Origin of the sequence: Variovorax sp. 22077, assembly GCF_052044195.1 — a bacterium.
Lineage (GTDB): Bacteria > Pseudomonadota > Gammaproteobacteria > Burkholderiales > Burkholderiaceae_C > Variovorax > Variovorax atrisoli.
Genome location: NZ_JBQEQC010000006.1, coordinates 22,680 through 47,161, shown reverse-complemented (window position 1 = coordinate 47,161; position 24,482 = coordinate 22,680). Strand labels below are relative to the sequence as shown.

Sequence of the window (24,482 nt, the reverse complement as noted above, 5' to 3'; positions counted from 1 at the left end):
CCGACCCGCGTTTTTCTCCGAATTCCGACCTCGCCCGATCCTCGCGCCGCCCGTTTCACCCGCATGCCCCTCGCCATCCGACCCAGCCGCGAAGAAGACATCGCAGCCATCACCGCCATCTACGCCCACCACGTGCTGCACGGTACCGGCACCTTCGAGACCGAACCGCCCTCTCCCGCCGAGATGGCCTCCCGCCGCGCCGATGTGCTCGCGAGGAATCTACCCTACCTGGTCGCGGAAGAAGATGGCGAAGTGTTGGGTTTTGCCTACTGCAACTGGTTCAAGCCGCGCCCGGCCTACCGCTTTTCGGCCGAGGACTCGATCTACGTGTCGGAGTCAGCGCGCGGCAAGGGTCTGGGCGCCAAGCTCTTGGCGGCGCTGTCGCAGGCGGCCGAGGCAGCGGGCGTGCGCAAGCTGATCGCGGTCATCGGCGACTCGGCCAACGCGGGCTCCATCGGCGTGCATCGCAGCCAGGGCTTCACGCACGTCGGTGTGCTGAAGGACTGCGGCTGGAAGTTCGGCGAATGGCGCGACGTCGTATTGATGGAGAAGGTGCTCGGCGAAGGCAGCACCACCAGACCCGAATGAAAAACAAGACCGTAGCCGCCTGGCTTTCCTTCCTCGGCGGCCCCCTGGGACTGCACCGTTTCTACCTGCGCGGCCTGGGCGACTGGCTCGGCTGGCTGCTGCCCATTCCCACCGCGCTGGGCGTCTACGGCATCGAGCGCGTGCGCATGTACGGCGTGGACGACGGGCTGAGCTGGGTGCTGATTCCGCTGCTGGGCTTCACCATCGCCGGCTGCGCCCTGATGGCCATCGTCTACGGCCTCATGACGCCCGAGAAGTGGAACGCCCGCTTCAACGCCAGCGCGCCGGCCGACGCCGAACCGGGCCGCACCAACTGGTTCACCATCGGCGCGGTCGTGCTGGCCCTCTTCTTCGGCAGCACGATCCTGATGGCGAGCATCGTCTTCAGCTTCCAGCGCTACTTCGAGCACCAGATCGAAGAGGGACGGAAGATTTCGCAGTAACCGCCGTCAGAACAGCTGCATGCTGATCCAGTAGGCAATAGCCGCCACGAACGCCGAAGCCGGGATCGTGAAGATCCAGGCCCACACGATGTTCCCCGCCACACCCCAGCGCACCGCGCTCGCGCGCTGCGTGGAGCCGACGCCGACGATGGCGCCGGTGATGGTGTGGGTGGTCGACACCGGAATGCCCAGCGCGGTGGCCAGGAACAGCGTCAGGGCGCCACCGGTTTCGGCGCAGAAGCCGCCCACGGGCTTGAGCTTGGTGATCTTCTGGCCCATGGTCTTGACGATGCGCCAGCCGCCGAACATGGTGCCCAGCGCGATCGCGGCGTAGCAGCTCACGATGACCCAGGTCGGCGGGGCCGATTCACTGGCGGAGGCGTAGCCCGTGGCGATCAGCAGCATCCAGATGATGCCGATGGTCTTCTGCGCGTCGTTGCCGCCGTGGCCCAGGCTGTAGGCGCCGGCCGAAACCAGCTGCAGCCGGCGGAACCAGCGATCGATGCGCGACGGGGTGGCGCGGCGGAAGCCCCATGCCACCACGACCATCATCAGCGAGCCGAGCACGAAGCCCAGCAGCGGCGACACGAAGATGAAGGCCACCGTCTTCCAGATGCCCGAGGCGACCAGGCCGCTGGTGCCGGTCTTGGCGATCACGGCACCCACGATGCCGCCGATCAGCGCGTGCGACGAGCTGCTCGGAATGCCGTAGTACCAGGTCACGAGGTTCCAGCTGATGGCGCCCACGAGCGCGCCGAACACCACGTGCACGTCGACCACTCCCGGCTGGGCGATGCCCTTGCCCACGGTGGCGGCCACGCTGAGATGAAAGATGAAGATCGCGATCAGGTTGAAGAAGGCCGCGAAGACCACTGCCTGCCCGGGCCTGAGAACTCCGGTGGAGACCACCGTCGCGATCGAATTGGCGGCGTCGTGGAATCCGTTCATGAAGTCGAACAGGATCGCCAGAGCGACCAGCACCACAACCACCCAGAGGGCGACCTGAACCGTTGCCATCGGTCGCTGCCCGCTTACGAGTTCTCGAGGACGATGCCCTCGATCACGTTGGCCACGTCCTCGCACTTGTCGGTGATGGTCTCCAGCAGCTCGTAGATCGCCTTGAGCTTGATCACCTCGCGCACGTCGGGCTCCTCGCGGAACAGCTTGCTCATGGCGCTGCGCATCACGCGGTCGGCGTCCGATTCGAGGCGGTCGATCTCCTCGCAGGTCTTCAGCGTGGCCTCTGCCACCGTCGGGTCGGCGATGCGGCCCAGGAACTTGACGGCGTCCTTCAGGCGGTCGCAGCACTTCACGCTCAGCGAGGTGAGGCGCACGATCTCTTCCGTCATGTGGCGCACGTCGTACAGCGCCATGGTCTCCGCCGAGTCCTGGATCAGGTCGGCCACGTCGTCCATCGTGTTGATGAGCTTGTGGATCTGCTCGCGGTCGATGGGGGTGATGAAGGTCTTGTGGATCAGCCGGTTGACGTCGTGCGTGACGCGGTCGGCAGCGCGCTCGGCGTTGTCGACGTCGCGGTTGTACTGCTCGCGCAGGTGCACGTCGCTGTAGTTGGCCACCAGTTGCTCGAAGGCCCGCGCCGCCTCGACGATGCGCTCGGCGTGCTGGTTGAACATCTCAAAAAAATTCCCCTCGCGGGGCAGCAGCTTGCCGAACATGTGGCGCTCTCCTGGGATCTCGGAACTTGCCTGTCACATCCGCGTGACAGGGTGATGAAAAACCGTGCAAGTGTAATGGGAGGGCAAAGCCGGGCCGGCGGGCCGGGCTCCCGCCCCGCCGCCGGTCAGCTGCGAATGCGCTCGATGACCTGGCCGGAAACCCGCGCCAGCGCGGCGCGCGGTACCTTGTCGGGGGCGATCTCGGCCAGCGGCTTGAGCACGAAGGCCCGCTCGCGCATGCGGGGATGCGGCAGGCTCAGCGCGGGCGTGTCCTTGACGGTGTTGCCATGCGTGAGCAGGTCCAGGTCGAGCGTGCGCGGCGCGTTGGGGAAGGGCCGCTCGCGCCCGGCCTGGTCTTCGAGCAGCTGCAGCTCCGAGAGGAATGCCTCGGCCGTCAGGCCGGTACGCACCGCCACCACCGCATTGATGTAGTCGGGCCCCGAGGATTCGATGGGCGCGCTGCGGTACAGCGACGAGCGCGCCGTGACCACGGTGCGCTCGATAGTGCCGATGGCCTCCATGGCCGCCTTCACCGCGGCCTGGGCATCACCCAGGTTGGCGCCGATGGCGACGAAAGCCTGCACGGTCGGGTATTCGTCCTTCGGGCGGCGCGCAGACTGGGCACCGCCCGGAGGCCGGGCCTGTGCGCGCTTCGCGGGCGGCGGGGCAGCGCGCTTGCCTGCGGGAGCACGGGGCGAGCTCCCCTTTCTGCCGTCACCGTCGCCCCTGGGGCGGTCGGGCTTGTTCTTCATGCGCCCGCAGCGCTGCCGCCGCCCTCACCACCGCCTCCGGTGCGCGGCTTGCGCCGACGCCGGCGCTTGCGCGGCACCACGGCTTCGCCGTCGGGCGGCACGGCCACGGTCTCGACCTCGTCGCCCTCGTCGCTGCGGCCCGCGTCGGTCGCACGACGGCCTGCCGGCTCGGCGCGGGGCTTCGGGGGCTGGGGCGTTTCGCGCACGCGCACGCGCTGGCGCACCTTCTGCTCCTCGCGCACCTGCTCCAGCAGGTCCGAACGGCGCGTGTCGTCGGAGGTGCTGAATTCCTGCCACCACTCAGCGATGGCTTCGCTCACCTCGCCCACGTCGGCGCGCAGGCGCATGAAGTCGAAGGCGGCACGGAAGCGGGCCTGCTCGACCAGGCTGTAGGGCGTGGAGCCGGTGCGCTTGTCGAAGCGCGGCTGCATCATCCAGATCTCGCGCATGTCGGCCGCCAGCTTGCCGCGGCCCGACACGTCGCCGATGCGGGCGTTGAACACGTCGTCGATCGCGTCCTGCAGCGCCGGGAACGGCGGCTGCGCGCGCTGGCCGTTGCGGCCCTCCTGGCGCTGGGCCCAGCCGTCGCGCACGTCGGCCCACAGCACGCAGGCCAGCAGGAAGCTGGGCGCCACGGGCTTGCCCTCGCCCACGCGGCGGTCGGTGTCCTGCAGGGCAGCCTTCACGAACGGCTGATCGGCGCGCTCCACCACCACGTCGAGCAGCGGATAGATGCCGCGGGCGAGGCCGAGCTTGCGGAGCTGCTCGACGGTCGCGATGGCGTGGCCGGTCTGCAGCAGCTTGAGCATCTCGTCGAAGAGGCGGCTCTGCGGCACGTCGGCCAGCAGCTTGCTCGATTCGACCAGCGGCGCCGCCGTCTTGGCCTCCAGCTTGAAGCCCAGGGCCGCGAGCTTGGCCGAGAAGCGGATGGCGCGGATGATGCGCACCGGATCTTCGCGGTAGCGCGTGGCGGGGTCGCCGATCATGCGCAGGGTGAGCTTCTGGGCGTCCTTGATGCCGTTGTGATAGTCCACCACCACCTGGTTGGCCGGGTCGTAGTACATGGCGTTCACGGTGAAGTCGCGGCGCGCGGCGTCTTCCTCCTGCGGGCCCCAGACGTTGTCGCGCAGCACGCGGCCGCTGGCGTCCACCGCGTGCTTCATGCTCGCGAGCTCGCCCTTGCTGGTGCGCTCGTTGCCGGCCACCTGCTCGGCCGCGGCGTTGTCCATGTAGGCCCGGAAGGTCGAGACCTCGATCACCTCGTGCTCGCGCCCGCGGCCGTACACCACGTGCACGATGCGAAAGCGCCGCCCGATGATGAAGGCGCGGCGGAACAGCGCCTTCACCTGCTCCGGCGTGGCGTTGGTGGCCACGTCGAAGTCCTTGGGACGCAGGCCCAGCAGAAGGTCGCGCACCGCGCCGCCCACCACGTAGGCCTCGTAGCCTGCCTGCTGGAGCGTGGTGACCACGTTCTTCGCCCGCTCGTCGACCAGGGCAGGGTCGATTCCGTGGACCTCGGCCGGCACCTCCTGGCGCTTGCCGAAACGGCTCTTGCCCTGCGTGCCGCCGGCACCCTTGCCGAGCAGCTTGTCGATGAATTTCTTGATCATTGTTGTTGGAAGCCTTGTTCGCTCTTCTATTCGTTCTCGAGCATGGAGCGGATCAGCGGAATGGTGATCGCGCGTTGCGTCTGCAGGGCGTAGCCGTCGAGCTGCGTGAGCAGCTCCATCAGGCTGCCGAGGTCGCGGCTGAAGCGGTGGAGCATGTAATCGAGCACGTCGTCCGACAGCATCACGCCGCGCGCGTCGGCCGCCTGGCGCAGCACCGCGCGGCGTTCGCTTTCGCTGAGCACCTGCATGTGGAAGACATGGCCCCAGCCGAGGCGGGTGCGCAGGTCCTCGCGCAGCGGCAGGTCGGCCGGCGGCAATGCGCCGGCGGCGACCACGCCGCGCTGCAGCGTCTGGGCGTTGACGAACCAGTTGAAGGCCGCGTGCTGCTGCACGGCGGTGTAGAGGTGCACGTCGTCGAGCAGGACGGCGCCCCAGCGCTCGTCGAACTCGGGCGGCTCCAGCAGGCCCGCATGGAGCCAGCCCACGCTGGCGCCCTGCTCGCGCAGTGCGACGCGCACCGATTCGAGCAGATGGGTCTTGCCGCTGCCGCCGTCGCCCCACAGGTAGGTGGGCACCGGCGAGTGCAGCACGGGGCTGCCGGCGCCGCCCACCCACACTTGCAGGTGCCGCAGAGCCGCCTCGTTGGGGCCGGCAAAAAAGGCGTCGAAGCTGGGGCCCGTCGCAATGCCGATATCGAGCGCGAGCTGTTTCATCCCGGGAAGGTTCATGGAGGGGGCCGCGGGGGCCCTTAAAATCATCGGGAATTCTATCGGCCCGGCCAACATGGTTGCCGGCGCCCCTTCCGCCCCCACTCTTTGCGTCTCTTCCGACCTCGACCACCCATGACTTCCTCCACGCCCACCCCGCTCAGCTACAAGGACGCCGGCGTCGACATCGATGCAGGCGACGCCCTGGTCGACCGCATCAAGCCGCTGGCGAAGAAAACCCTGCGCGAAGGCGTGCTGGCCGGCATCGGCGGCTTCGGCGCCCTGTTCGAGGTGCCCAAGCGCTACAAGGAACCCGTGCTCGTGAGCGGTACCGACGGCGTGGGCACCAAGCTCAAGCTGGCCTTCGAATGGAACATGCACGACACGGTCGGCATCGACCTGGTGGCCATGAGCGTCAACGACGTGCTGGTGCAGGGCGCCGAGCCCCTCTTCTTCCTCGATTACTTCGCCTGCGGCAAGCTCGACGTGGACACCGCCGCGGCGGTCGTCGGCGGCATCGCCCGCGGCTGCGAGCTCTCGGGCTGTGCGCTGATCGGCGGCGAAACCGCCGAGATGCCCGGCATGTACCCGGCCGGCGAATACGACCTGGCGGGCTTCGCGGTCGGCGCGGTCGAGAAGTCGAAGATCCTCACGGGCCAGAATGTCAAGCCCGGCGACGTGGTGCTGGGCCTGGCCTCGGCCGGCGTGCACTCCAACGGCTTCAGCCTGGTGCGCAAGGTGATCGAGCGCGCGCAACAAGGTGGGGCCGACCTGCCCGCCACCCTCGACGGCAAGCCCTTCCGCGAGGCCGTGATGGAGCCCACCCACCTCTACGTGAAGCCGGTGCTCGAGGCGCTGGGCAAGCACCCGATCAAGGCGCTGGCGCACATCACCGGCGGCGGCCTGCTCGAGAACATCCCGCGCGTGCTGCCCGAAGGCACGGCCGCCCACCTCAAGAAGGGCAGCTGGCCGCAGACCGAGCTGTTCGCCTGGCTGCAGAAGGTGGCCGGCATCGACGACATCGAGATGAACCGCACCTTCAACAACGGCATCGGGATGGTGGTGGTCATCGACGCCGCCGAAGCCCCCGCCTGCGCCGCCACGCTGCGTGCCGCCGGCGAAACGGTGCACGAGATCGGCGTGATCGCCGAGCGCGGCGAAGGCGCGGCCGTGGTCGTCGGCTGACCGCCGGCTGCTGCGTCCACTTTTTCGAAGAACAGAGCACGCACCCGCACCGGATGGCCAACAAGCCGCAGCCCTCCCCCATCGCCTCGCCGGCGTCCTCCGCCTTCCGTCCGGCCGCATCGCGCGGCGTGACCATCGCCAGCTACCTGCTGATGCTGGGCGCCCTGATGCTGGTGATGTGGGAGCACCTGCTGCCGGGCCTGCTGTGCGTCTGCATCGGCTTTCTCGTCACGCGCTGGTTCGCGCGCCTGCTGGCCTCGGGGCTGGGGCGCATTCCGGCGCTGGCCAGGCGGCCCGGCAGCGCCCAGGGCTGGGCCGGCGTGGTGGCCGTCACGGTGGTGCTGCTGGCGCCCATCGCGCTGATCACGCTGGGGCTGTCGCAGGCCCGCGAATACATCGTCGATGCGCCCGACCAGTACCGCGAGCTGCTCGACTACACCGCGCGCACCGTGCTGGAGCTGCGCTCCAAGCTGCCGGTGGAGATCGCGGTCTACCTACCCGAGGGCGCGGCCGAGGTGCAGCGCGTGATCGCCAACTACCTGCGCGCGCAGGCCGGCTCGCTGGCCGTGGCAGGACGCGCGTGGCTGCACGGCATTCTTTTCTCGTACGTGGGCCTGATCATCGGCAGCCTGGCCGCCGTGTCCCACGCGCCGATGCGGCGCCTGCCGCTGGCCGAACAGCTGCACCGGCGCGTGCAGACCTTCGGCGAGGCCTTCGCCCAGATCGTGGCGGCCCAGTTCTGGATCGCCGCCTTCAACACGCTGCTGACGGCCATCTTCCTGCTCTTCATCATGCCGCTGTGGGACGCGCACCTGCCCTACACGCCGGCGCTCATCACCCTCACCTTCCTGGCCGGCCTGGTGCCGATCGTGGGCAACCTGGTCTGCAACTCGGTGATCACGCTGGTGGGGCTGTCGGTGTCGCCGGTCACGGCCGCGGCCTGCCTGATCTTCCTGATCGTGATCCACAAGGCCGAGTACGTCATCAATGCCAAGGTGGTGGGCGCGCGCACGCAGATGAGCGTGTGGGAACTGCTGGCGGTGATGTTCGTGGCCGAGGCGGTCTTCGGCCCGGCCGGGCTGGTGGCGGCGCCGCTGTACTACGCGTACCTGAAGAAAGAGCTGCAGGCGGCTTCGCTGGTCTGACGGGGCCTTCGCCCCGGTCGATGTCCTGATCTGATCGATTCTGGTCCTGCGCCGAGCGGACCGGAAGCTGGCGCGCCGCAAGAATGAGCGGCATCATCCACTCCGCTCCCGCCCGCGAGCCCCGCCATGAAAACCTGTCTGATAGTGATCGACGCCCAGGAGTCGTTCCGCCAGCGCGCCTACTGGAACGAAAGCCAGGCCGCGCCCTACTTCGCCGCGCAGAACGCGCTGATCGAAGGCGCCGCGGCCGCGAGCCTGCCCATCGTGCGGGTCTTCCACACCGACGAGCCCTCCGACGCGAGCAACCCCTTCGCGGTCGAATCGGGCCACGTGCGCCCCATCGGCGGCCTCGCCGCCTTCGACGCGGCCGCCACTTTCACCAAGCACCGCCACAGCGCGCTGGTCAACAGCGGACTGGACGTTTGGCTCACGCAGCACGGCATCGGGCGGCTGATCGTGAGCGGCATCCGCACCGAGCAATGCTGCGAGACCACCACCCGCCACGCCTCCGACTTGGGCTGGGAAGTGGACTACGTCACCGACGCCACCCTCACCTTCGACATGAAGCACCCCGACGGCAGCCCGCTCGCGGCCGCCGACATCAAGGCCCGCACGGCCGCCGTGCTGCATGGCCGACTCGCCACCGTCTGCACCGTGGCACAGGCGCTCGAACGGGCCGTGGCATGAACGGCATGAGCGGCATGACCAGGCGCGTGCTGATCCTCGCGTTCGACGGCGTCGAGGCGCTGGACTTCGCCGGCCCCTTCGAGGTGTTCACCACTGCGAGCCGGGTCGGGCAGCGGCTGCGGCCGGGCTCGCCGGCGCTGTTCGAGGTCGCTTCGGTGGCCCACGCCGCCGCAGGCCAGGCCGTTCAGGCGCGTGCAGGCCTCCGGCTGCTGGCCAGCCACACGCTGGCCGACAGTCCGGCGGCCGACGTGCTTATCGTTCCCGGCGGCGTGGTCGACGCGCCGATGGCCTGCTCCGACACCCTGCGCTGGATAGCCGATCAGGCAGCCGGCGCGAAGATCGTCGCCTCGGTCTGCACCGGCGCCTTCCTGCTGGCCCGAAGCGGCGTGGTGACCAGCGACCCGGTCACGACCCACTGGGAAGACATCGCCGAGCTGCGCGAGCGCTTCCCCTCGCTCGACGTGCGCGAGGGCGTGCGCTGGGTGGACAACGGCCGCATCGTCAGCTCGGCGGGCATCAGCGCCGGCATCGACATGAGCCTGCACCTCGTCGAACGGCTGGCCGGGCTCGAGCTCGCAGAGCGCACCGCGCGACAGATGGACTACGAATGGAACCGCAGCAACCCGAACCAGCCCCCATCCGCGTAGTGTTCGTCCTCCTGCCCGGCAGCCTCGTGCTCGACTGGGCCGGCCCGGCAGAGGCGCTGCGCATCGCCAACCAGCGGCTGCGCGCGGCGGGGCGGGCCGAGCGCTTCGCCATCGAGTTCGCCAGCCCGCGGCCGATGGCCATGGGCTCGGTCGGCGTGGCGCTCGCAGGGCTCTCACCGCTGCCCACGGCGTGGGACGGCCCCGGCTGGGTCGTGCTGGTCGGCCTGCCCGGCGACGCCATCGCCATCGACAACCCCGAGACGCAGGACCTGCTGCACTGGCTGCGTGGCCTGCGCTTCGAGCGCGGCCGGCTGGAGCTGGTGACGGTCTGCGCCGGCGCCGTGCTGGCCGCGCACGCCGGGGCGCTGGCTGGCCGTCGCGCCACCACGCACCACCATCACCTGGGCGAGTTGCGCGAGGTCGAGCCGCGCTGCGAGGTGGTGAGCAACCGCGTGTTCGTGATCGATCCGCCGCTCTACAGCAGCGCGGGCGTGACCACCGGCATCGACCTGATCCTGCACCGCATCGGCGAGCTGTGCGGCGAGGCGCTCGCGGCGCAGGTCGCGCAGTCGATGGTGATGCCGCTGCGCCGGGGGCCGCACGATCCGGAGCTCTCGCCCTTCCTCGCCTACCGCAACCACCTGCACGCCGCCCTGCATCGCGTGCAGGACGCCGTGAGCGAGCGGCCGCAGGCCGACTGGAACGTGCCGCGCATGGCCGAGGTGGCGCACACCTCTGCGCGGCACCTCACGCGGCTCTTCGTCGAGCATGCGGGCGTGGCGCCGCTGGCCTACCTGCGGCGGCTGCGGCTCGCGACGGCCCAGCTGGCGCTGGCCTCGGGCGCAAGCGTGACGCGGGCGGCGGAGCAATCCGGCTTCGGCTCCGACACGCAGCTGCGCCGCGCATGGCACCAGTTCGGGCTGCCGGGGTCGCCTTCGGAAGCGGGATCGTCTTCCCGCGCCTGACGCCGCTCAGTGCCAGACGCCTGCGGGCGCCGGCCCCGGCACGCGCAGCAGCTTGTCGTCGCCGATCTCCAGCAGCCGGTTGGCCGCGTAGCTGTTCTGCGAATCGGGCTCCAGCGCCGCGCTGACCAGCGGCGACAGCGGCTGCGCCAGCGACACGTAGAAGCTGCCCGGCTGCACCACCGCGCGGCCGTGGCGCAGCCGCACGCGGAAGCTGCGGATCGCCTCGCCGTCCTCGATGGCGCCGCGCGCGTCCTGCCGCTGGCCATCGGCCTGCGAGAGGATCTCGTAGCGCTCCACCGACCATGGCGCCGCGCTGTCGATGCGCTCCACGCGCACGCCCAGCATCTGCAGGCGCTGCACGGCCACGGTCTCGCTCGAAGCCAGCAGGTAGCCGCAGGGGCGAGGACGCGCATTGACGATCTTCAGCGGCTCGGCGGCGCGCCATTCGACGTCGACGGCCTTGTCCTCGCCGGTCTTCGCATCGAGGAATTCGAGCCGCTGCTTCGTCGGCGTCTGCCAGGCCTCGACCACCAGATCGCCGCGGCAGGCATCGGCCTTGGCGCGCTGGCCGGCCTGCGCGGTGAGCTGCATCAGCGCAGGCCCCTGCTTCGCCGCTGTCTCGATGACCGTGGTGGCCGCGAGCACCTGCGTGTGCACGCGGCGCGCGAAATGCGCCCGGCCCAGCCCCACGCCGCGCACTTCGAGCAGCAGGCTCACGGCCTGGTGCAGCGCACTCACGTTGCGGCCGGTGTCGGGCTGCACGCCGCCCATCGACACCGTGCGATCGTCGGACTTGCCGCCGGAGGTGGTGTGGTACTTGAAGCCCTGCAGCCCGGCCCGCGCGAAGGCGGCCTGGATGGCGTCGACGTAGTCGCGCTGCGCGCTCGCGGCGATGGCAGCGTCGAGGTTGCCCACCGTGGCGGGCTGCAGCAGGCCGTCGTATTTCATGACGGCGCCGAACTTGTCGATCCAGCGCCCGCCGACGGTGAATTCGTGCAGGTCGAGCACCACCTGCGGCGCGTAGCGCAGGGTGGCCGCCGCGATCACGCGCGCCTCGGGTGTGCGCAGCAGCAGGTGGTCGCGATTGACGTCGATGCCGTTGGCGGTGACGCGGGTGAAGCGCTCGGCGCCGTCGGGATTGCCGCGCGGCACCAGCACGAGATTGACCTTCTTCAGCAGCGCCGAGCCTGGTTCCGCGGCAAACTGCTGCGCCAGCGCCAGTACTGCTTCACCGCCGGCCGGCTCGTTGCCATGCTGCTGGCCGATCACCATCACCGTGGGCCGGGTCGGGTCGACGCGGCCCTGCTCGGCCAGCACCACCAGCGGCATCTCGCGTCCCTGTTGCGACGTCCCGATACGCTCGATGCGCACGCTGGACGACTGGCGCGCCAACTCGTCGAGGAAGGCCAGCATTTCGGCATGCGAGGGAAAGTCGGTGCGGCCCGGGCGAAAGCCCGGTGTTGCATAGCTCACCGGCGGATCGGGAAAGCGCGCGGCGATGGCCGGCGGCTCGACCCACACCTTGGCGGGCTCGAACTGGGCCAGGGCCGAGGCGGACGACAGCAGGGCCAGGCCGGAAACGCACAGGAAGCGGAGGAAGGGGGTGCGCAGCATGGCGCGCATTGTCCTCCGGCCCGACTCGCAGCAGATTCAGCTGTCGTTCAGTTCAAGCGCGCCCTCTTCTTCCAGAGATACCGCGGAACCGGCTCCGCCGGGCCGCAGGTATCGCCCCCGGAAGGGGGTAGGCGCAGCGACACGAAGTGCGCGAAGCCTGGGGGCGAGTCAAGTGCAGGCCCGGGCGCGCGCCAGCAGCAGGGCCCGCTCGCGCGTGTTGCGCGTGAGCGAGGCGGCGCGGTCGAACTCCCTGCGCGCCTCGTCGAGGCGGCCGAGCTTGAAGAGCAGGTCGCCGCGCACCGCCGGCAGCAGGTGATAGCCCTTGAGCGCGGGCTCGTCCAGCAGCGCATCGGCCACCTCCAGCCCGGCCGCCGGGCCGAAGGCCATCGACAGCGCCACCGCGCGGTTGAGCTCGACGATGGGCGACGGCGCGAGTTCGGCCAGCGCGTCGTAGAGGGCGGCGATGCGGCCCCAATCGGTCTCGTCGGCGGAGCGCGCGCGGCCGTGGCAGGCGGCGATGGCGGCCTGCAGCGCATAGGGGCCGAGCGCACCGCCCAGCGACTCGGCCCGCGCAAGCGCAGCGAGGCCGCGTCGGATCAGCATCTGGTCCCAGCGCGCGCGGTTCTGCTCCAGCAGCAGCACCGGCTCGCCCGAGGGCCCCATGCGCGCGGCGGTGCGCGAGGCCTGGATCTCCATCAGCGCGACCAGCCCGTGCACTTCGGATTCCTTCGGCACCAACTCGGCCACGATGCGGCCCAGGCGCAGCGCTTCCTCGCACAGCGAGGGGCGCATCCAGTCGTCGCCGGCGGTGGCCGAGTAGCCCTCGTTGAAGACCAGGTAGATCACCTCCAGCACCGAGGCGAGCCGCGCCTCCAGCTCGTGCCGGCGCGGCACCTCGAAGGGCACGCGCGCCTCGGCCAGGGTGCGCTTGGCGCGCACGATGCGCTGCGCCACCGTGGCCTCGGGCACGAGGAAGGCGCGGGCGATCTCGTCCGTGGTCAGGCCGCCCATCACCCGCAGCGTGAGCGCCACCCGCGCCTCGGTCGAGAGCACCGGGTGGCACGCGGTGAACACCAGCCGCAGCAGGTCGTCGCCGATGTCGTCGTCCAGCGCGGCATCGACGGCCTCGGCGAAGTCGTCCTGCGCCATCTCGTGCTGCGCGTCGAGCTCGCGGCCGATCTCGCCGGCCTTGTGCTCGGCCAGCTGCAGGTGGCGCAGGCGGTCGAGGGCGCGGCGCTTGGCCACGGCCGTGAGCCAGGCGGCGGGGTTGTCGGGCACGCCCGATTCGCTCCATTGCTCCAGGGCCGAGACCAGCGCGTCCTGGGCCAGCTCCTCGGCCAGGCCCACGTCGCGCACCATCCGCGCGACGGTGGCGATGATCTTCGCGGACTCGATGCGCCACACCGCCTCGATGGTGCGGTGGATGGCGGCAGCGTGCGCGCGGCCCTCGCCCCGGCTCATGCCTCGGGCTTCTTCACCGTCTGCATCGAGGTGAATTCGCCGGCCACCGCCTGCACGTCGGCCGGGAAGTCTTCCATCTCCTGGATCTGGCGCACCTCGATGACCTCGTTGTCGCCGCCGGGGCAGCGGCTGGCCCACTCGATGGCGGCGGCGCGCGAGGGCACGTCGATGATCCAGAAGCCGCCCAGCACTTCCTTGGCCTCGGCGAAGGGGCCGTCGACGACCTTGGGCTTGCGGTTCTTGAAGCTCACGCGCGCGCCCATCGAGGGCGGGTGCAGGCCGTCGCAGCTGACCAGCACGCCGGCCTTCTGCAGCGACTCGTTGTAGGCCATCATGGCCGACACCGCCTCGACGTCGTCGGGGACGGTGCCGGGCGCGGCGTTCTCGTAGCCGTGGGGAATCATCAGCAGCATGAATCGCATGGTGCGTCTCCTTCGGTGTGTGGCGGCGCGGCCGGCTCAGCCGCCAGCCTTGGTGCGGGCCTCGGTCTCGGCGCGCAGGCGGTCTTCCTGGGCGAGCAGCTCGGGCGTCATGGAGTCGCCGAAGTCGGCGGCCTCGAACACCTGGCGGATCTCGATCTCGCCTTCCTGGAAGGGGCTGCGCTTGATCCACTCGATGGCCTCCTCCTTCGACTTGCACTGGAACAGCCAGAAGCCGGCCAGCAGTTCCTTGGTCTCGGCGAAGGGACCGTCGATGACGGTGCGCTTGGTGGGGCCCTCGCAGCGCACGCGCACGCCCTTGGAACTGGGGTGCAGGCCCTCGCCCGCCAGCAGCACACCGGCCTTGACCAGTTCCTCGTTGAACTTGCCCATGGCGGTGAGGATTTCGGTGCTGGGCATCACGCCGGCTTCGGAATCGGCGTTGGCCTTGACCAGAATCATGAATCGCATGTCGTTTCTCCTGAAGGTTGATGGTGGTGAAGCGGCCTGGGAACCTGCCCGCTCCTGTTCACACGTCGGACGGGCGGACGCCGGATCGACACGGAAGCGTCGATCCATTTGTAATTTTGTGTTTCAGAAGCCGGGGTTTCAGGGCAGGTAGCCGCAGAAGCGCAGCACATGGCCGTCGGGTTCGCGTATCGCGAATTCGCGCAGTCCCCAGGGCTGGGAAACGGGCGGCTCGATGACCGTCACGCCGCGCTTCACGTAGGCGGCGTGCAGGCCGTCGATGTCCTTGCCCACGTGGATCACGATCTCGCCGCGCCAGGGTTTCGCCTCGCGCGCGTCGCATTGCCACAGCCGCAGGTAGACGGGGTCGCCGTAGCTGCGGTCGCCCTTCTTTACCCGGGCGTAGCTGGGCGGCTCGCCGGCGATGAAGTCGAGCTCGAAGCCCAGCACGTCGCGGAACCACCGCGCGGCGCGGGTGACGTCCGACACCGGCAGCACGGGCTGCACGCCGTGGAACTGATGCAGGGTGCCCAGGTCGGGCGCGGAGCTGACGCCGGCCTGGGTTGCCATCTGCTCAGCTCGCCAGCCGGCGCAGGGCGGCGACCCGCTCGGCGATGGCGTCGAGGTCCAGGGCGTCCTCGGCCTTCGCCAGGTAGGTTTCGAGGTCGCGCACCGCCAGCGTCGTGTTGCCCTGCTCGGCATGCGCGATGCCGCGGTCGCGGTACTCGCCCCAGGCGCTGGGCAGCAGCGCGATCAGGCGGTCCTGCACTGAAATGACGCGCTGCCAGTCTTCCTGCGCGTGGTGCACTTCCTTCAGGTTGCGCAGCATGCGCGCGATGATCTCGCGCGAGCTGGCCGGCTGCAGGTAGAGGCCCAGCGGCACGTCGAAGTCGCCGACCAGGCCGTTGCTGCGCTTGTAGGGCTCCAGGCGTTCGCCCAGCTCCTCGCGCGACAGCGACTTGCCGGTGAACGGGTCGATCACCACCTGCCCCTTGGGCAGCGTGACCTTGAGCATGAAGTGCCCCGGAAACCCGATGCCGCGCGCCTGCAGGCCCAGGCCCTGCGCCAGCTCCATCCACAGCACCGCCAGCGAGATCGGGATGCCGCGGCGGGTGCGCAGCACGGCGTTGAGGTAGCTGTTGTCGGGGTCGTAGTAGTCGTTGACGTTGCCGCCGAAGTTCAGGTCGCTGAAGAAGAACTGGTTCAGCGCCCGCAGGCGGGCCAGCGGTGCGGCGTCGGCCGGAAGGCGGCGGCGCAGGCGGGCCAGGAGCTGGTCGACGTCGCCCAGCACCTGCTGCACGTCGAGGTCGGGGTACTCGTCCTGCGCCAGACTGGCGGCGGCTTCGAGCAGCGGAAACTGGTCGTCGCTGCGCACCAGCGACTCGAAATATTCCAGGGCGGTCGGAACCTGAAAGCTGAACGTCATGTGGCTTTGTAGAGGAGCATTTCCGGAGCGTCAAGAAGGGGCACACGCGTATTGCGCACGCCTGAAAGGCCCCTGCAAGGTCTCAGCGGCGGATGAAGCTGCGCAACCGCACGCCGACCGCCGCCAGCACGCCGAAATACAGCAGTGCCGAGCTGGTGATCAGCGCGGCCAGCAGGCCGATGCGCAGCAGGCGCTGCTCGCGCAGCGCGACCCAGTCGAAATGCGCCGAGCCCCACACCAGCAGGCCCGCCAGCACCGCGGTGCTGGCGGCCACCTGCAGCGCGAACCTGCCCCAGCCCGGCTCGGGCTTGTAGCTGCCGCGGCGGATCAGCCCGACGAGCAGCCAGGCCGAATTCACCAGCGCGCCGATGGCGATCGTCAGCGTGAGCGCCGCGTGCTGCAGCACCGGCACCAGGAACACGTTGAGGATCTGCGTCAGCACCAGCACGCCCACGGCGATGAGCATCGGCGTGCGCGTGTCGTGCTTGGCGTAATAGCCCGGCGCAAGCACCTTCACCGCCACGATGCCGACGAGCCCGACGCCGTAGCCCATCAGCGCCAGGGTCGTACGGCCCACGTCCTCGCCGGAGTAAGCCCCGTTGTGGAAGAGCACCGCCACCAGCGGCTTGGCGAACAGCAGCAAGGCGATCGCGCACGGTGCCGACAGCAGCACCACGAGGCGCAGGCCCCAGTCGAGCAGCGAGGAATAGCGCGCATCGTCCTTGGCGGCGCGGGCGCCGGCCAGCTGCGGCATCAGCACCACGCCCAGCGCCACGCCGAGCATGGCGGTCGGGAACTCCATCAGCCGGTCGGCATTGGTGATCCAGGTGACGCTGCCCACCGCGAGGTGAGATGCGATCTGCGTGTTGATGAGCAGCGAGATCTGCGCCACGCTGACGCCCAGCAGCGCCGGCAGCATCAGCTTGAGCACCTTGCGCGTGTTCGGGTCGGTCCAGGCGGTGCGCAGCGCCCGCAGGCTCATGCCCAGCCGCGGCAGCAGGCCCAGCTTGCGCAACGCAGGAATCTGCAGGGCCAGCTGCAGCACGCCGCCGGCCATGACGCCCACGCACTGAGCGTAGATCGGCTCGATGCCCCAGTGCCGGAAGAGCGGCGCCCCGACCAGGATCGACAGGATCAGCGCCACGTTGAGCAGCACCGGCGACGCCGCCGGCACCGCGAACTTGCGCCATGTGTTGAGGATGCCGCCCGCCAGCGCCACCAGCGACATGAAGCCGATGTACGGGAACATCCATCGCGTCATGACCACCGCGGCGTCGAAGCCGGGCAGCCCGCTGGCCATGGCCCAGACCAGCAGCGGCGCCCCGGCCACGCCGGCCACGCAGACGATCACCAGGGTCCAGGTCAGCAGCGTGGCAACGTGGTCGATGAGCTGGCGGGCGCCCTCCTCCCCTGCCTCGGTCTTGCGGGCGGCCAGCACCGGCACGAAGGCTTGGCTGAAGGCGCCCTCGCCGAAGACGCGCCGGAACAGGTTCGGGATGCGGAATGCGACGTTGAAGGCGTCGGTGAGCGCGCTGACGCCGAAAACCGAGGCGAAGAGCACGTCGCGCACGAGGCCCGTGATCCGCGAGGCGAGGGTCAGCAGGGAGACGGTGGAGGCGGATTTGAGCAGGGACACGGGGGCCGAGTTTAGGCCCCGCCGGAGCCCCGAAACGCCCGGATTCGGCGGAAAAGCCAACCCGGCCTATAATGGAGGGCTTTGCTGCATCATCCTCAGACACCTAAGGACATAAATCATGGCATCCGCCAAGCCCAAGAAAAAGAACCCGCGCCTCGCCTCCGGCCGTAAGCGCGTCCGCCAGGACACCAAGCTGAACGCTGCGAACACCTCGCTGCGGTCCAAGTACCGTACCGCTGTCAAGAACGTCGAAAAGGCTGTTCTGGCTGGCGACAAGACCAAGGCAAGCGAGCTGTTCGCGAAGGCCCAGAGCATCGTCGACGCTATCGCCGACAAGGGCATCTTCCACAAGAACAAGGCCGCCCGCGACAAGAGCCGCCTGTCGGCCAAGGTCAAGGCCCTCGCCCTCGCGCCTGCAAAGGCCGCCGCCTGACACCTGTCAGGCAAGCCCGGACCGGAATCCTCCGGTCCGCCGTTTGATCGGGGTGCGCTGCAGCAAAGTGAAAAACCGCCTTCGGGCGGTTTTTTCATGCCCGAACGGTTTGCAGATGCAGGCGGACCCGGACGGCGGGCAAAGAAAAAGGCCCTGTCAGGCCTTCTTGGGTGGGGTCGCAGGGATCTGCGCAGAGGCTGACACAGGCGGGATGGGGGCGTCGGGCACCAGGCAGGCCTCGGCGACCTGCAGGTCGTTGTCCCTGGCGAAGTTCACGCAGAAGTCCCAGGCCATCGGCTCGGCGTCGCGCAGCGCGCGGTTCACGACCACGCACTTCACGCCGTTGATGGTCGTGGGAATGCACCACGGCGAATAGCTCAGGTAGCTGCCCGGAAAGGCGCCGCCGGGCCGGAAGGAGCTCATCACGCCGGCCAGACGCTCGGCCCAATCGCTCGGGCGAAAGGTCCGGCCATCCTTGGTGATGCCCTGGATGAAGATTTCTTTGGCTGTGGGGGAAATCATCGTTGAATGAAGCGACCGAGGCAGGTGCTGCGGTGCAGCAAGCGATTCTATCCGCGCCCCTTTTTGCATCCTGAACATGGGGCATTGCTGTGATGCGCAATCCTCAACGAAGCCGTCAAGGCACACGCCTAGAATCCGCCTTCCCTATCTGGAGAACCCGAATGAGCGCTACCGCCCAGCCCACCTCGCCCCACGTCATGAACACCTACGGTCGCCTGCCGATCGCACTGTCGCACGGTCAGGGTTGCCGAGTCTGGGACACCGCGGGCAAGGCCTATCTCGACGGCCTCGGCGGCATCGCGGTGAACACGCTGGGCCACAACCACCCCGAGCTGGTGCCCGCTCTGCAGGACCAGCTGACCAAGCTGATCCACAGCTCCAACTACTACCACGTGCCCGGCCAGGAGCAGCTCGCCACCAAGCTGACCGAACTCTCGGGCCTCACCAACGCCTTCTTCTGCTGCACCGGCCTCGAAGCCAACGAAGCCGCCCTCAAGCTGGCGCGCAAGTTCGGCCACGACAAGGGCATCGAGCGTCCCGAGATCGTCGTCTACGAAGCCGCCTTCCACGGCCGCAGCATCGCCACCCTCTCGGCCACCGGCAATCCCAAGGTGCAGGCCGGCTTCGGCCCGCTGGTCGAGGGCTTCATCCGCGTGCCGCTGAACGACATCGAGGCGCTTCAGCGCGCCACCGAAGGCAATCCGAACGTGGTCGCGGTGTTCTTCGAGACCATCCAGGGCGAAGGCGGCATCAACCCGATGCGCTGGGACTACCTCAAGCAGGTGCGCCAGCTGTGCGACGAGCGCGACTGGCTCATGATGATCGACGAGGTGCAGTGCGGCATGGGCCGCACCGGCAAGTGGTTCGCCCACCAGTGGGCGGGCATCAAGCCCGACGTGATGCCGCTGGCCAAGGGCCTGGGCTCGGGCGTGCCGATCGGCGCGGTGGTGGCCGGCCCCAGGGCCGCCAACATCTTCGGCCCCGGCAACCACGGCACCACCTTCGGCGGCAACCCGCTGGCGATGCGCGCAGGCGTCGAGACCATCCGCATCATGGAAGAGCAGAACCTGCTCGAGAACGCCGCCACCGTGGGCGCCCACCTGAAGGCGGCGCTGGAGCGCGAGCTCGGCGGCCTGAGCGGCGTGAAGGAAGTGCGCGGCCAGGGCCTGATGATCGGCATCGAGCTCGACCGTCCCTGCGGCGCCATCCTCAACCGCGCCTGCGACGCCGGCCTGCTGCTGAGCGTGACGGCCGACAAGGTGATCCGCCTCGTGCCGCCGCTCATCCTGAGCATCGCCGAGGCCGACGAGATCGTCGCGATCCTCGCGCCCATCGTCAAAAACTTCCTGTCGGAGCCTGCAGCCCAATGACGACGACCGCGCCCGCCATCCGCCACTACCTGCAGTTCTCGGACTTCACGGCCGACGAATACGCCTACCTCTTCGATCGCATGGCGATCATCAAGAAGAAGTTCAAGACCTACGAGAAGCACCAGCCGCTGGTCGACCGCACGCTGGCCATGATCTTCGAGAAGGCCAGCACGCGCACCCGCGTGAGCTTCGAGGCCGGCATGTACCAGCTCGGCGGCAGCGTCGTGCACCTGACCACCGGCGACAGCCAGCTCGGCCGCGCCGAGCCCATCGAGGACAGCGCCAAGGTCATCAGCCGCATGGTCGACCTGGTGATGATCCGCACCTACGAGCAGACCAAGATCGACGCCTTCGCCGCTCACTCGCGCGTGCCGGTCATCAACGGCCTGACCAACGAGTTCCATCCCTGCCAGATCCTGGCGGACATCTTCACCTACATCGAACACCGCGGATCCATCCAGGGCAAGACGGTGGCGTGGGTCGGCGACGGCAACAACATGGCCAACACCTGGCTGCAGGCGGCCGAGATCCTGGGCTTCACCGTGCACGTGAGCACGCCCAGCGGCTACGAGGTCGACCAGTCGATCGCCGGCATCCGCTCGGGCGACAGCTACAAGGTCTTCAAGGACCCGATGGAAGCCTGCCGCGGCGCCGACCTCGTCACCACCGACGTCTGGACCAGCATGGGCTACGAGGCCGAGAACGAGGCGCGCCGCAAGGCCTTTGCCGACTGGTGCGTCGACGAGGAAATGATACGCGCGGCCCAGTCCGACGCCCTCTTCATGCACTGCCTGCCCGCCCACCGAGGCGAGGAAGTGCAGGCCGAGGTCATCGACGGTCCGCAGTCGGTGGTGTGGGACGAGGCGGAGAACCGCCTGCACGCCCAGAAGGCCCTGATGGAGTTCCTGCTGCTCGGCAGGCTCTGATCCGGCAGGCGACCTTCCGAGCCGCGAAGCGCCGCGCATGGAACTGATGAACCGCTACCTGCCGCGCTACCAGTTCGCGGAGGAGCACAGCCTCCACGTGCCGGCCGCGCCCGGTCGCGTGCTCGACATCGCGAGCCGCCCCGAGGTGGTCGACGACCCGGTCGCCCGCCAGCTGATCGCGCTGCGCGAGCTGCCGAACCGGCTCGCAGGCCGGCTGGGTTTCGCGTCGAACCTGCAGCACCGCCCTGCCTTCAGCCTGGCCGAGTTCACGCCGCTGGGCCGCGACGGCGAGAGCGAGCTGGCATTCGGCCTCGCGGGCCGCTTCTGGCAGTCCGACTATGGGCTGGTTCCGCTCGCCGACGCCTGCGCCTTCACCGCGCTCGACGCCACCGGCCTTGCCAAGCTGGTGCTCAACTTCACCGCCCAGCCCGAGGGCAAGGGCACGCGCCTCACCACCCGCACGCGCATCTGGTGCGGCGACGAGGCCTCGCGGCGCCGCTTCAACCTCTACTGGCTGCTGATCCGTCCCGCGAGCGGGCTCATCCGCCGCCCGCTCCTGCGGCGCGTGCACGACGCAGCCCTGCAACCATGAACACCTGCCAGCAATGCGGCGCCTGCTGCGCCAGCTACCGCGTCGACTTCAGCGTGCATGAGCTCGACGAGAACGGTGGCAAGGTGCCTTCGGGCCTCGCCGTCGAGGTGAACGACGCCATCTGCCGCATGCGCGGCACCGACCACGCATCGCCGCGCTGCGCCGCGCTCACCGGCAAGATCGGGCAATCGGTGGGCTGCGGCATCTACGAGTGGCGACCGAATCCGTGCCACGAGCTGGAGGCCGGCAGCGACGCCTGCGAGCGCGCGCGGGCCCGGCACGGCCTGCCCGTGCTGTCTTCCCTGCACTGATCACGGCCCCGGCTTCAACTCGTCACGTCTGGTGTTGGAAATAACCGACACCACGACCCCTCGCCCGGCGCTAACTTCGCGCCATGCGTTCACTGCAACCCCGCCCCCGCATCTGGGACATCTCGCCGCCCGTGCATGAAGGCGCGCCGGTCTTTCCCGGCGATACGCCCTACCAGCAGCGCTGGGCCGCGACCATTTCGCCGGGCTGCCCGGTCAACGTCAGCGAGATCAAGCTCTCGCCCCATGTCGGCGCCCATGCCGACGCCCCGCTGCACTACGACCCCGAAGGGCAGACCATCGGCGACGTCGACCTGACGCCCTTCCTCGGCCCCTGCCGCGTGATCCACGCCATCGACAAGGGTCCGCTGATCGAGTGGGAGCACATCTCCCACGCCATCGACAGCCACCTGCCCGCCCGCGTGCTGGTGCGCACCTACGCAACGATGCCGGTCGGCCGCTGGGACCCGGAGCTCGCTGCCTACGCGCCCGCCACCGTCGAGCGCCTGGCCGCCATGGGCGTGAAGCTCATCGGCATCGACACCGCCAGCATCGACCCGGCCGACAGCAAGACGCTGGAAAGCCACCAACGCATCCGCCGCCTCGACCTGCGCGTGCTCGAGAACCTCGTGCTCGACGACGTGCCCGAAGGCGACTACGAACTCATCGCGCTGCCGCTCAAGCTGGTCAGCGCCGATGCTTCCCCCGTTCGCGCCGTGCTGCGCGAACTCCCTCGCTGAAACCTCCGCCATGACGACCCTTGAAGACTGCCGCGCGCTCGACGCGCAAGATCCGCTGCGCGCCCTGCGCGACCAATTCACCATTCCCGAAGGGGTGCTGTACCTCGACGGCAACTCGCTCGGCGTGATGCCCAAGGCCGCACCGGCGCGCATCGCCGAAGTGGTGACCAAGGAATGGGGCGAAGGCCTCATCCGCTCCTGGAACACCGCGAGCTGGTTCGACCTGCCGCAGCGCCTGGGCGACAAGGTGGCCCGCCTGATCGGCGCCGCGCCCGGCGAGGTGGTGTGCACCGACAGCACCTCGGTCAACCTCTACAAGGTGCTGTTCGCTGCCCTGTCGCAGCAGAAGGACAGCGGCCGCAAGCTGGTGGTGAGCGAGCGCAGCAACTTCCCGACCGACCTCTACATCGCCGAGTCGCTGTGCCGCGAACGCGGCTTCACGCTCAAGCTGATCGACGCAAGCGAATTGCCCGGCGTGCTGACCGACGAAGTGGCGGTGCTGATGCTCACGCATGTCAACTACCGCACCGGCGCCATGCACGACATGAAGGCCGTCACCGCCGCAGCACACGCCGTGGGCGCGCTCACCGTGTGGGACCTCGCGCACAGCGCAGGCGCCGTGCCAGTAGCGCTGAACGACAGCAACGCCGACTACGCCATCGGCTGCGGCTACAAGTACCTCAACGGCGGTCCCGGCGCGCCAGCCTTCGCCTGGGTGCACACGAAGCACGCGGGCGCATTCGAGCAGCCGCTGTCCGGCTGGTGGGGCCACGCGGCGCCCTTCGAGTTCACGCCGCACTACCGCCCCGCTCCGGGCGTGGGCCGCTATCTGTGCGGCACGCAGCCGATCATCGCGCTGGCCGGGCTCGAATGCGGGCTCGACACGGTGCTCGCGGCCGAGTCCTTCAACGGCGACCACGGTGCGATGTCCGCGCTGCGCGCCAAGTCGCTCGCGCTGACCGACATGTTCATCAGGCTGGTCGAGGAGCGCTGCGCCGGCCACGGCCTCTCGCTGGTCACGCCGCGCGACCATGCCCAGCGCGGCTCGCAGGTCTGCCTCAGCAGGGAAGAAGGCGCCTACGCCATCGTGCAGGCCCTCATCGCACGCGGCGTGATCGGCGACTACCGCGCCGGCGACTCGCAGATGCCCGACATCCTGCGCTTCGGTTTCACGCCGCTGTACATCGGCTTCGAGGACGTGTGGAACTCGGTCGAGCATCTCGTGCAGGTGCTGGAGACCGGCGAGTGGCGACGCCCCGAATTCAACCGCAAGAACGCAGTGACATGAGCGCCGACAACAACACCTCCGCGAGCCCCGAGAGCATCGTCCACGAGGAGAAGGCGCAGCTGGACTTCAGCAAGTCCATGAGCTACGGCGACTACCTGCACCTCGACGAGATCCTCAACGCGCAGCATCCGCTGTCGCCCGCGCACGACGAGATGCTCTTCATCGTGCAGCACCAGACCAGCGAGCTCTGGATGAAGCTGATGCTGCACGAGCTGCATGCCGCCATCGCCTGCATCGCGCAGGAGAAGCTGCCCGACGCCTTCAAGATGCTCGCGCGCGTGAGCCGCATCATGGAGCAGCTGGTCAATGCCTGGACCGTGCTGTCGACCATGACGCCGCCCGAGTACACGGCCATGCGCCCCTACCTCGCCAGCTCCAGCGGCTTCCAGAGCGCGCAGTACCGCTGCATCGAGTTCGCGCTCGGCAACAAGAACGCCGCCATGCTCAAGCCTCACGCGCACCGCGCCGATCTGCTCGCGCAGGTCGATGCCGCGTACCGCGCACCGTCGCTCTACGACGAATCGCTGCGCCTGCTCGCGCGCCACGGCCTGCCCGTGCCCGCCGACCGGCTGGAGCGCGACTGGACCCAGCCCTACGAGCTCAGCGACGGCGTGGAGGCCGCCTGGCTCACGGTCTATCGCAACCCGCACGACCACTGGGACCTCTACCAGCTCGGCGAGAAGCTCACCGACCTGGAAGACGCCTTCCGCCTCTGGCGCTTCCGCCACGTGACGACGGTCGAGCGCGTGATCGGCTTCAAGCGCGGCACCGGCGGCACCGGCGGCGTGAGCTATCTGCGCAAGATGCTCGACGTGGTGCTGTTCCCCGAGATCTGGAAGCTGCGCACGGATCTGTAGCCTGCGCGCGGCGGGTA

28 protein-coding genes are annotated in these 24,482 nt (G+C 69.1%); 15 read left to right on the top strand and 13 right to left on the bottom strand.

Annotated features, from left to right (window positions below):
• Positions 1–63 precede the first annotated feature (63 nt).
• Together ACTJLF_RS10225 and ACTJLF_RS10220 are read left to right on the top strand one after the other, a co-directional pair.
• Complete coding sequence (locus tag ACTJLF_RS10225; protein ID WP_126185390.1) at positions 64–588, top strand: GNAT family N-acetyltransferase; 525 nt, start codon at positions 64–66, stop codon at positions 586–588.
• Complete coding sequence (locus ACTJLF_RS10220) at positions 585–1,031, top strand: TM2 domain-containing protein (RefSeq protein WP_126185389.1); 447 nt, start codon at positions 585–587, stop codon at positions 1,029–1,031. Before ACTJLF_RS10225 ends, ACTJLF_RS10220 begins: the two co-directional genes overlap by 4 nt.
• A gap of 6 nt (positions 1,032–1,037) precedes the next feature.
• Here the strand turns inward: ACTJLF_RS10220 and ACTJLF_RS10215 are convergent, their stop codons facing one another.
• The 5 genes from ACTJLF_RS10215 to hda all read right to left on the bottom strand — a co-directional run bounded on the left by ACTJLF_RS10215 (position 1,038) and on the right by hda (position 5,782).
• The gene (locus ACTJLF_RS10215; RefSeq protein ID WP_019654641.1) at positions 1,038–2,048 is read right to left on the bottom strand and encodes an inorganic phosphate transporter; all 1,011 of its coding nucleotides are present in this window, start codon (positions 2,046–2,048) and stop codon (positions 1,038–1,040) included.
• Positions 2,049–2,062: 14 nt separating this feature from the next.
• Positions 2,063–2,707 carry a DUF47 domain-containing protein gene (locus ACTJLF_RS10210; RefSeq protein ID WP_019654640.1) on the bottom strand — a complete coding sequence of 215 codons (645 nt, stop codon included), beginning with the start codon at positions 2,705–2,707 and terminating at the stop codon, positions 2,063–2,065.
• Positions 2,708–2,832: 125 nt separating this feature from the next.
• The gene (gene folK, locus ACTJLF_RS10205; protein WP_019654639.1) at positions 2,833–3,291 is read right to left on the bottom strand and encodes a 2-amino-4-hydroxy-6-hydroxymethyldihydropteridine diphosphokinase; all 459 of its coding nucleotides are present in this window, start codon (positions 3,289–3,291) and stop codon (positions 2,833–2,835) included.
• A 164-nt stretch (positions 3,292–3,455) separates the two neighbouring features.
• Entirely contained in the window at positions 3,456–5,069 is a 1,614-nt protein-coding gene (gene pcnB, locus ACTJLF_RS10200) for a polynucleotide adenylyltransferase PcnB (protein ID WP_416490952.1), read from the bottom strand.
• Positions 5,070–5,095: 26 nt separating this feature from the next.
• On the bottom strand, positions 5,096–5,782 hold the full coding sequence (gene hda, locus ACTJLF_RS10195; RefSeq protein ID WP_026346369.1) for a DnaA regulatory inactivator Hda: 687 nt from the start codon (positions 5,780–5,782) through the stop codon (positions 5,096–5,098).
• A 129-nt stretch (positions 5,783–5,911) separates the two neighbouring features.
• Here hda and purM point away from each other — a divergent pair, with 129 nt between their 5' ends.
• The 5 genes from purM to ACTJLF_RS10170 all read left to right on the top strand — a co-directional run bounded on the left by purM (position 5,912) and on the right by ACTJLF_RS10170 (position 10,405).
• Positions 5,912–6,961, top strand: coding sequence for a phosphoribosylformylglycinamidine cyclo-ligase (gene purM / locus ACTJLF_RS10190; protein WP_132754726.1), 1,050 nt, complete (start codon positions 5,912–5,914; stop codon positions 6,959–6,961).
• Between the two features lie 53 nt (positions 6,962–7,014).
• Positions 7,015–8,106 carry an AI-2E family transporter gene (locus ACTJLF_RS10185; protein ID WP_126185385.1) on the top strand — a complete coding sequence of 364 codons (1,092 nt, stop codon included), beginning with the start codon at positions 7,015–7,017 and terminating at the stop codon, positions 8,104–8,106.
• Positions 8,107–8,232: 126 nt separating this feature from the next.
• Entirely contained in the window at positions 8,233–8,793 is a 561-nt protein-coding gene (locus ACTJLF_RS10180) for a cysteine hydrolase family protein (protein ID WP_440883012.1), read from the top strand.
• A 14-nt stretch (positions 8,794–8,807) separates the two neighbouring features.
• Entirely contained in the window at positions 8,808–9,440 is a 633-nt protein-coding gene (locus ACTJLF_RS10175) for a DJ-1/PfpI family protein (RefSeq protein ID WP_440883127.1), read from the top strand.
• On the top strand, positions 9,401–10,405 hold the full coding sequence (locus tag ACTJLF_RS10170; protein WP_440883011.1) for a GlxA family transcriptional regulator: 1,005 nt from the start codon (positions 9,401–9,403) through the stop codon (positions 10,403–10,405). The genes ACTJLF_RS10175 and ACTJLF_RS10170 overlap by 40 nt, the downstream gene beginning before the upstream one ends.
• A gap of 6 nt (positions 10,406–10,411) precedes the next feature.
• Here ACTJLF_RS10170 and ACTJLF_RS10165 read toward each other — a convergent pair whose 3' ends face one another.
• The 7 genes from ACTJLF_RS10165 to murJ all read right to left on the bottom strand — a co-directional run bounded on the left by ACTJLF_RS10165 (position 10,412) and on the right by murJ (position 17,429).
• Positions 10,412–12,019, bottom strand: a complete 1,608-nt coding sequence (locus ACTJLF_RS10165) for a M14 family metallopeptidase (protein ID WP_440883010.1) — start codon at positions 12,017–12,019, stop codon at positions 10,412–10,414.
• A 168-nt stretch (positions 12,020–12,187) separates the two neighbouring features.
• A complete protein-coding gene (locus ACTJLF_RS10160; RefSeq protein ID WP_354406907.1) occupies positions 12,188–13,480 on the bottom strand; it encodes an RNA polymerase sigma factor in 1,293 nt (430 codons plus the stop codon).
• Complete coding sequence (locus ACTJLF_RS10155; protein WP_184605635.1) at positions 13,477–13,902, bottom strand: YciI family protein; 426 nt, start codon at positions 13,900–13,902, stop codon at positions 13,477–13,479. The genes ACTJLF_RS10160 and ACTJLF_RS10155 overlap by 4 nt, the downstream gene beginning before the upstream one ends.
• Positions 13,903–13,938: 36 nt before the next feature.
• Positions 13,939–14,370, bottom strand: a complete 432-nt coding sequence (locus ACTJLF_RS10150) for a YciI family protein (protein ID WP_019654629.1) — start codon at positions 14,368–14,370, stop codon at positions 13,939–13,941.
• 138 nt (positions 14,371–14,508) lie between these two features.
• Complete coding sequence (locus ACTJLF_RS10145) at positions 14,509–14,937, bottom strand: bleomycin resistance protein (protein WP_354406903.1); 429 nt, start codon at positions 14,935–14,937, stop codon at positions 14,509–14,511.
• 4 nt (positions 14,938–14,941) lie between these two features.
• Positions 14,942–15,793, bottom strand: coding sequence for a SirB1 family protein (locus ACTJLF_RS10140; RefSeq protein WP_019654627.1), 852 nt, complete (start codon positions 15,791–15,793; stop codon positions 14,942–14,944).
• An 82-nt stretch (positions 15,794–15,875) separates the two neighbouring features.
• A complete protein-coding gene (gene murJ / locus ACTJLF_RS10135; RefSeq protein WP_440883009.1) occupies positions 15,876–17,429 on the bottom strand; it encodes a murein biosynthesis integral membrane protein MurJ in 1,554 nt (517 codons plus the stop codon).
• 118 nt (positions 17,430–17,547) lie between these two features.
• Here murJ and rpsT point away from each other — a divergent pair, with 118 nt between their 5' ends.
• Positions 17,548–17,862 carry a 30S ribosomal protein S20 gene (gene rpsT / locus ACTJLF_RS10130; protein WP_019654625.1) on the top strand — a complete coding sequence of 105 codons (315 nt, stop codon included), beginning with the start codon at positions 17,548–17,550 and terminating at the stop codon, positions 17,860–17,862.
• A 156-nt stretch (positions 17,863–18,018) separates the two neighbouring features.
• Here rpsT and ACTJLF_RS10125 read toward each other — a convergent pair whose 3' ends face one another.
• Entirely contained in the window at positions 18,019–18,384 is a 366-nt protein-coding gene (locus ACTJLF_RS10125) for a DUF3579 domain-containing protein (RefSeq protein WP_019654624.1), read from the bottom strand.
• Between the two features lie 161 nt (positions 18,385–18,545).
• Here ACTJLF_RS10125 and ACTJLF_RS10120 point away from each other — a divergent pair, with 161 nt between their 5' ends.
• The 7 genes from ACTJLF_RS10120 to kynA all read left to right on the top strand — a co-directional run bounded on the left by ACTJLF_RS10120 (position 18,546) and on the right by kynA (position 24,465).
• Entirely contained in the window at positions 18,546–19,754 is a 1,209-nt protein-coding gene (locus tag ACTJLF_RS10120; RefSeq protein ID WP_019654623.1) for an aspartate aminotransferase family protein, read from the top strand.
• Positions 19,751–20,680 carry an ornithine carbamoyltransferase gene (gene argF, locus ACTJLF_RS10115; protein WP_440883008.1) on the top strand — a complete coding sequence of 310 codons (930 nt, stop codon included), beginning with the start codon at positions 19,751–19,753 and terminating at the stop codon, positions 20,678–20,680. Before ACTJLF_RS10120 ends, argF begins: the two co-directional genes overlap by 4 nt.
• Before the next feature lie 37 nt (positions 20,681–20,717).
• On the top strand, positions 20,718–21,272 hold the full coding sequence (locus tag ACTJLF_RS10110; RefSeq protein ID WP_440883007.1) for a hypothetical protein: 555 nt from the start codon (positions 20,718–20,720) through the stop codon (positions 21,270–21,272).
• Positions 21,269–21,583: a YkgJ family cysteine cluster protein gene (locus ACTJLF_RS10105; protein ID WP_440883006.1), complete on the top strand. Its 315-nt coding sequence runs from the start codon at positions 21,269–21,271 to the stop codon at positions 21,581–21,583. The genes ACTJLF_RS10110 and ACTJLF_RS10105 overlap by 4 nt, the downstream gene beginning before the upstream one ends.
• A gap of 83 nt (positions 21,584–21,666) precedes the next feature.
• Positions 21,667–22,320, top strand: coding sequence for an arylformamidase (gene kynB / locus ACTJLF_RS10100; RefSeq protein ID WP_184605638.1), 654 nt, complete (start codon positions 21,667–21,669; stop codon positions 22,318–22,320).
• A gap of 10 nt (positions 22,321–22,330) precedes the next feature.
• A complete protein-coding gene (kynU, locus tag ACTJLF_RS10095) occupies positions 22,331–23,608 on the top strand; it encodes a kynureninase (RefSeq protein WP_019654618.1) in 1,278 nt (425 codons plus the stop codon).
• Positions 23,605–24,465 (top strand): tryptophan 2,3-dioxygenase, encoded by an 861-nt coding sequence (gene kynA, locus ACTJLF_RS10090; protein ID WP_126185374.1) that lies wholly within the window; start codon positions 23,605–23,607, stop codon positions 24,463–24,465. The genes kynU and kynA overlap by 4 nt, the downstream gene beginning before the upstream one ends.
• Positions 24,466–24,482: the final 17 nt, after the last annotated feature.

What these genes read in the sequence shown, in the direction of transcription:
- ACTJLF_RS10225 (WP_126185390.1), top strand. Translation starts at nt 64, where the DNA reads ATGCCCCTCGCCATCCGACCCAGCCGCGAAGAAGACATCGCAGCCATC.
- ACTJLF_RS10220 (WP_126185389.1), top strand. Translation starts at nt 585, where the DNA reads ATGAAAAACAAGACCGTAGCCGCCTGGCTTTCCTTCCTCGGCGGCCCC.
- ACTJLF_RS10215 (WP_019654641.1), bottom strand. Translation starts at nt 2,048, where the DNA reads ATGGCAACGGTTCAGGTCGCCCTCTGGGTGGTTGTGGTGCTGGTCGCT.
- ACTJLF_RS10210 (WP_019654640.1), bottom strand. Translation starts at nt 2,707, where the DNA reads ATGTTCGGCAAGCTGCTGCCCCGCGAGGGGAATTTTTTTGAGATGTTC.
- pcnB (WP_416490952.1), bottom strand. Translation starts at nt 5,069, where the DNA reads ATGATCAAGAAATTCATCGACAAGCTGCTCGGCAAGGGTGCCGGCGGC.
- hda (WP_026346369.1), bottom strand. Translation starts at nt 5,782, where the DNA reads ATGAAACAGCTCGCGCTCGATATCGGCATTGCGACGGGCCCCAGCTTC.
- purM (WP_132754726.1), top strand. Translation starts at nt 5,912, where the DNA reads ATGACTTCCTCCACGCCCACCCCGCTCAGCTACAAGGACGCCGGCGTC.
- ACTJLF_RS10185 (WP_126185385.1), top strand. Translation starts at nt 7,015, where the DNA reads ATGGCCAACAAGCCGCAGCCCTCCCCCATCGCCTCGCCGGCGTCCTCC.
- ACTJLF_RS10180 (WP_440883012.1), top strand. Translation starts at nt 8,233, where the DNA reads ATGAAAACCTGTCTGATAGTGATCGACGCCCAGGAGTCGTTCCGCCAG.
- ACTJLF_RS10175 (WP_440883127.1), top strand. Translation starts at nt 8,808, where the DNA reads ATGACCAGGCGCGTGCTGATCCTCGCGTTCGACGGCGTCGAGGCGCTG.
- ACTJLF_RS10170 (WP_440883011.1), top strand. Translation starts at nt 9,401, where the DNA reads ATGGAACCGCAGCAACCCGAACCAGCCCCCATCCGCGTAGTGTTCGTC.
- ACTJLF_RS10165 (WP_440883010.1), bottom strand. Translation starts at nt 12,019, where the DNA reads ATGCTGCGCACCCCCTTCCTCCGCTTCCTGTGCGTTTCCGGCCTGGCC.
- ACTJLF_RS10160 (WP_354406907.1), bottom strand. Translation starts at nt 13,480, where the DNA reads ATGAGCCGGGGCGAGGGCCGCGCGCACGCTGCCGCCATCCACCGCACC.
- ACTJLF_RS10155 (WP_184605635.1), bottom strand. Translation starts at nt 13,902, where the DNA reads ATGCGATTCATGCTGCTGATGATTCCCCACGGCTACGAGAACGCCGCG.
- ACTJLF_RS10150 (WP_019654629.1), bottom strand. Translation starts at nt 14,370, where the DNA reads ATGCGATTCATGATTCTGGTCAAGGCCAACGCCGATTCCGAAGCCGGC.
- ACTJLF_RS10145 (WP_354406903.1), bottom strand. Translation starts at nt 14,937, where the DNA reads ATGGCAACCCAGGCCGGCGTCAGCTCCGCGCCCGACCTGGGCACCCTG.
- ACTJLF_RS10140 (WP_019654627.1), bottom strand. Translation starts at nt 15,793, where the DNA reads ATGACGTTCAGCTTTCAGGTTCCGACCGCCCTGGAATATTTCGAGTCG.
- rpsT (WP_019654625.1), top strand. Translation starts at nt 17,548, where the DNA reads ATGGCATCCGCCAAGCCCAAGAAAAAGAACCCGCGCCTCGCCTCCGGC.
- ACTJLF_RS10125 (WP_019654624.1), bottom strand. Translation starts at nt 18,384, where the DNA reads ATGATTTCCCCCACAGCCAAAGAAATCTTCATCCAGGGCATCACCAAG.
- ACTJLF_RS10120 (WP_019654623.1), top strand. Translation starts at nt 18,546, where the DNA reads ATGAGCGCTACCGCCCAGCCCACCTCGCCCCACGTCATGAACACCTAC.
- argF (WP_440883008.1), top strand. Translation starts at nt 19,751, where the DNA reads ATGACGACGACCGCGCCCGCCATCCGCCACTACCTGCAGTTCTCGGAC.
- ACTJLF_RS10110 (WP_440883007.1), top strand. Translation starts at nt 20,718, where the DNA reads ATGGAACTGATGAACCGCTACCTGCCGCGCTACCAGTTCGCGGAGGAG.
- ACTJLF_RS10105 (WP_440883006.1), top strand. Translation starts at nt 21,269, where the DNA reads ATGAACACCTGCCAGCAATGCGGCGCCTGCTGCGCCAGCTACCGCGTC.
- kynB (WP_184605638.1), top strand. Translation starts at nt 21,667, where the DNA reads ATGCGTTCACTGCAACCCCGCCCCCGCATCTGGGACATCTCGCCGCCC.
- kynU (WP_019654618.1), top strand. Translation starts at nt 22,331, where the DNA reads ATGACGACCCTTGAAGACTGCCGCGCGCTCGACGCGCAAGATCCGCTG.
- kynA (WP_126185374.1), top strand. Translation starts at nt 23,605, where the DNA reads ATGAGCGCCGACAACAACACCTCCGCGAGCCCCGAGAGCATCGTCCAC.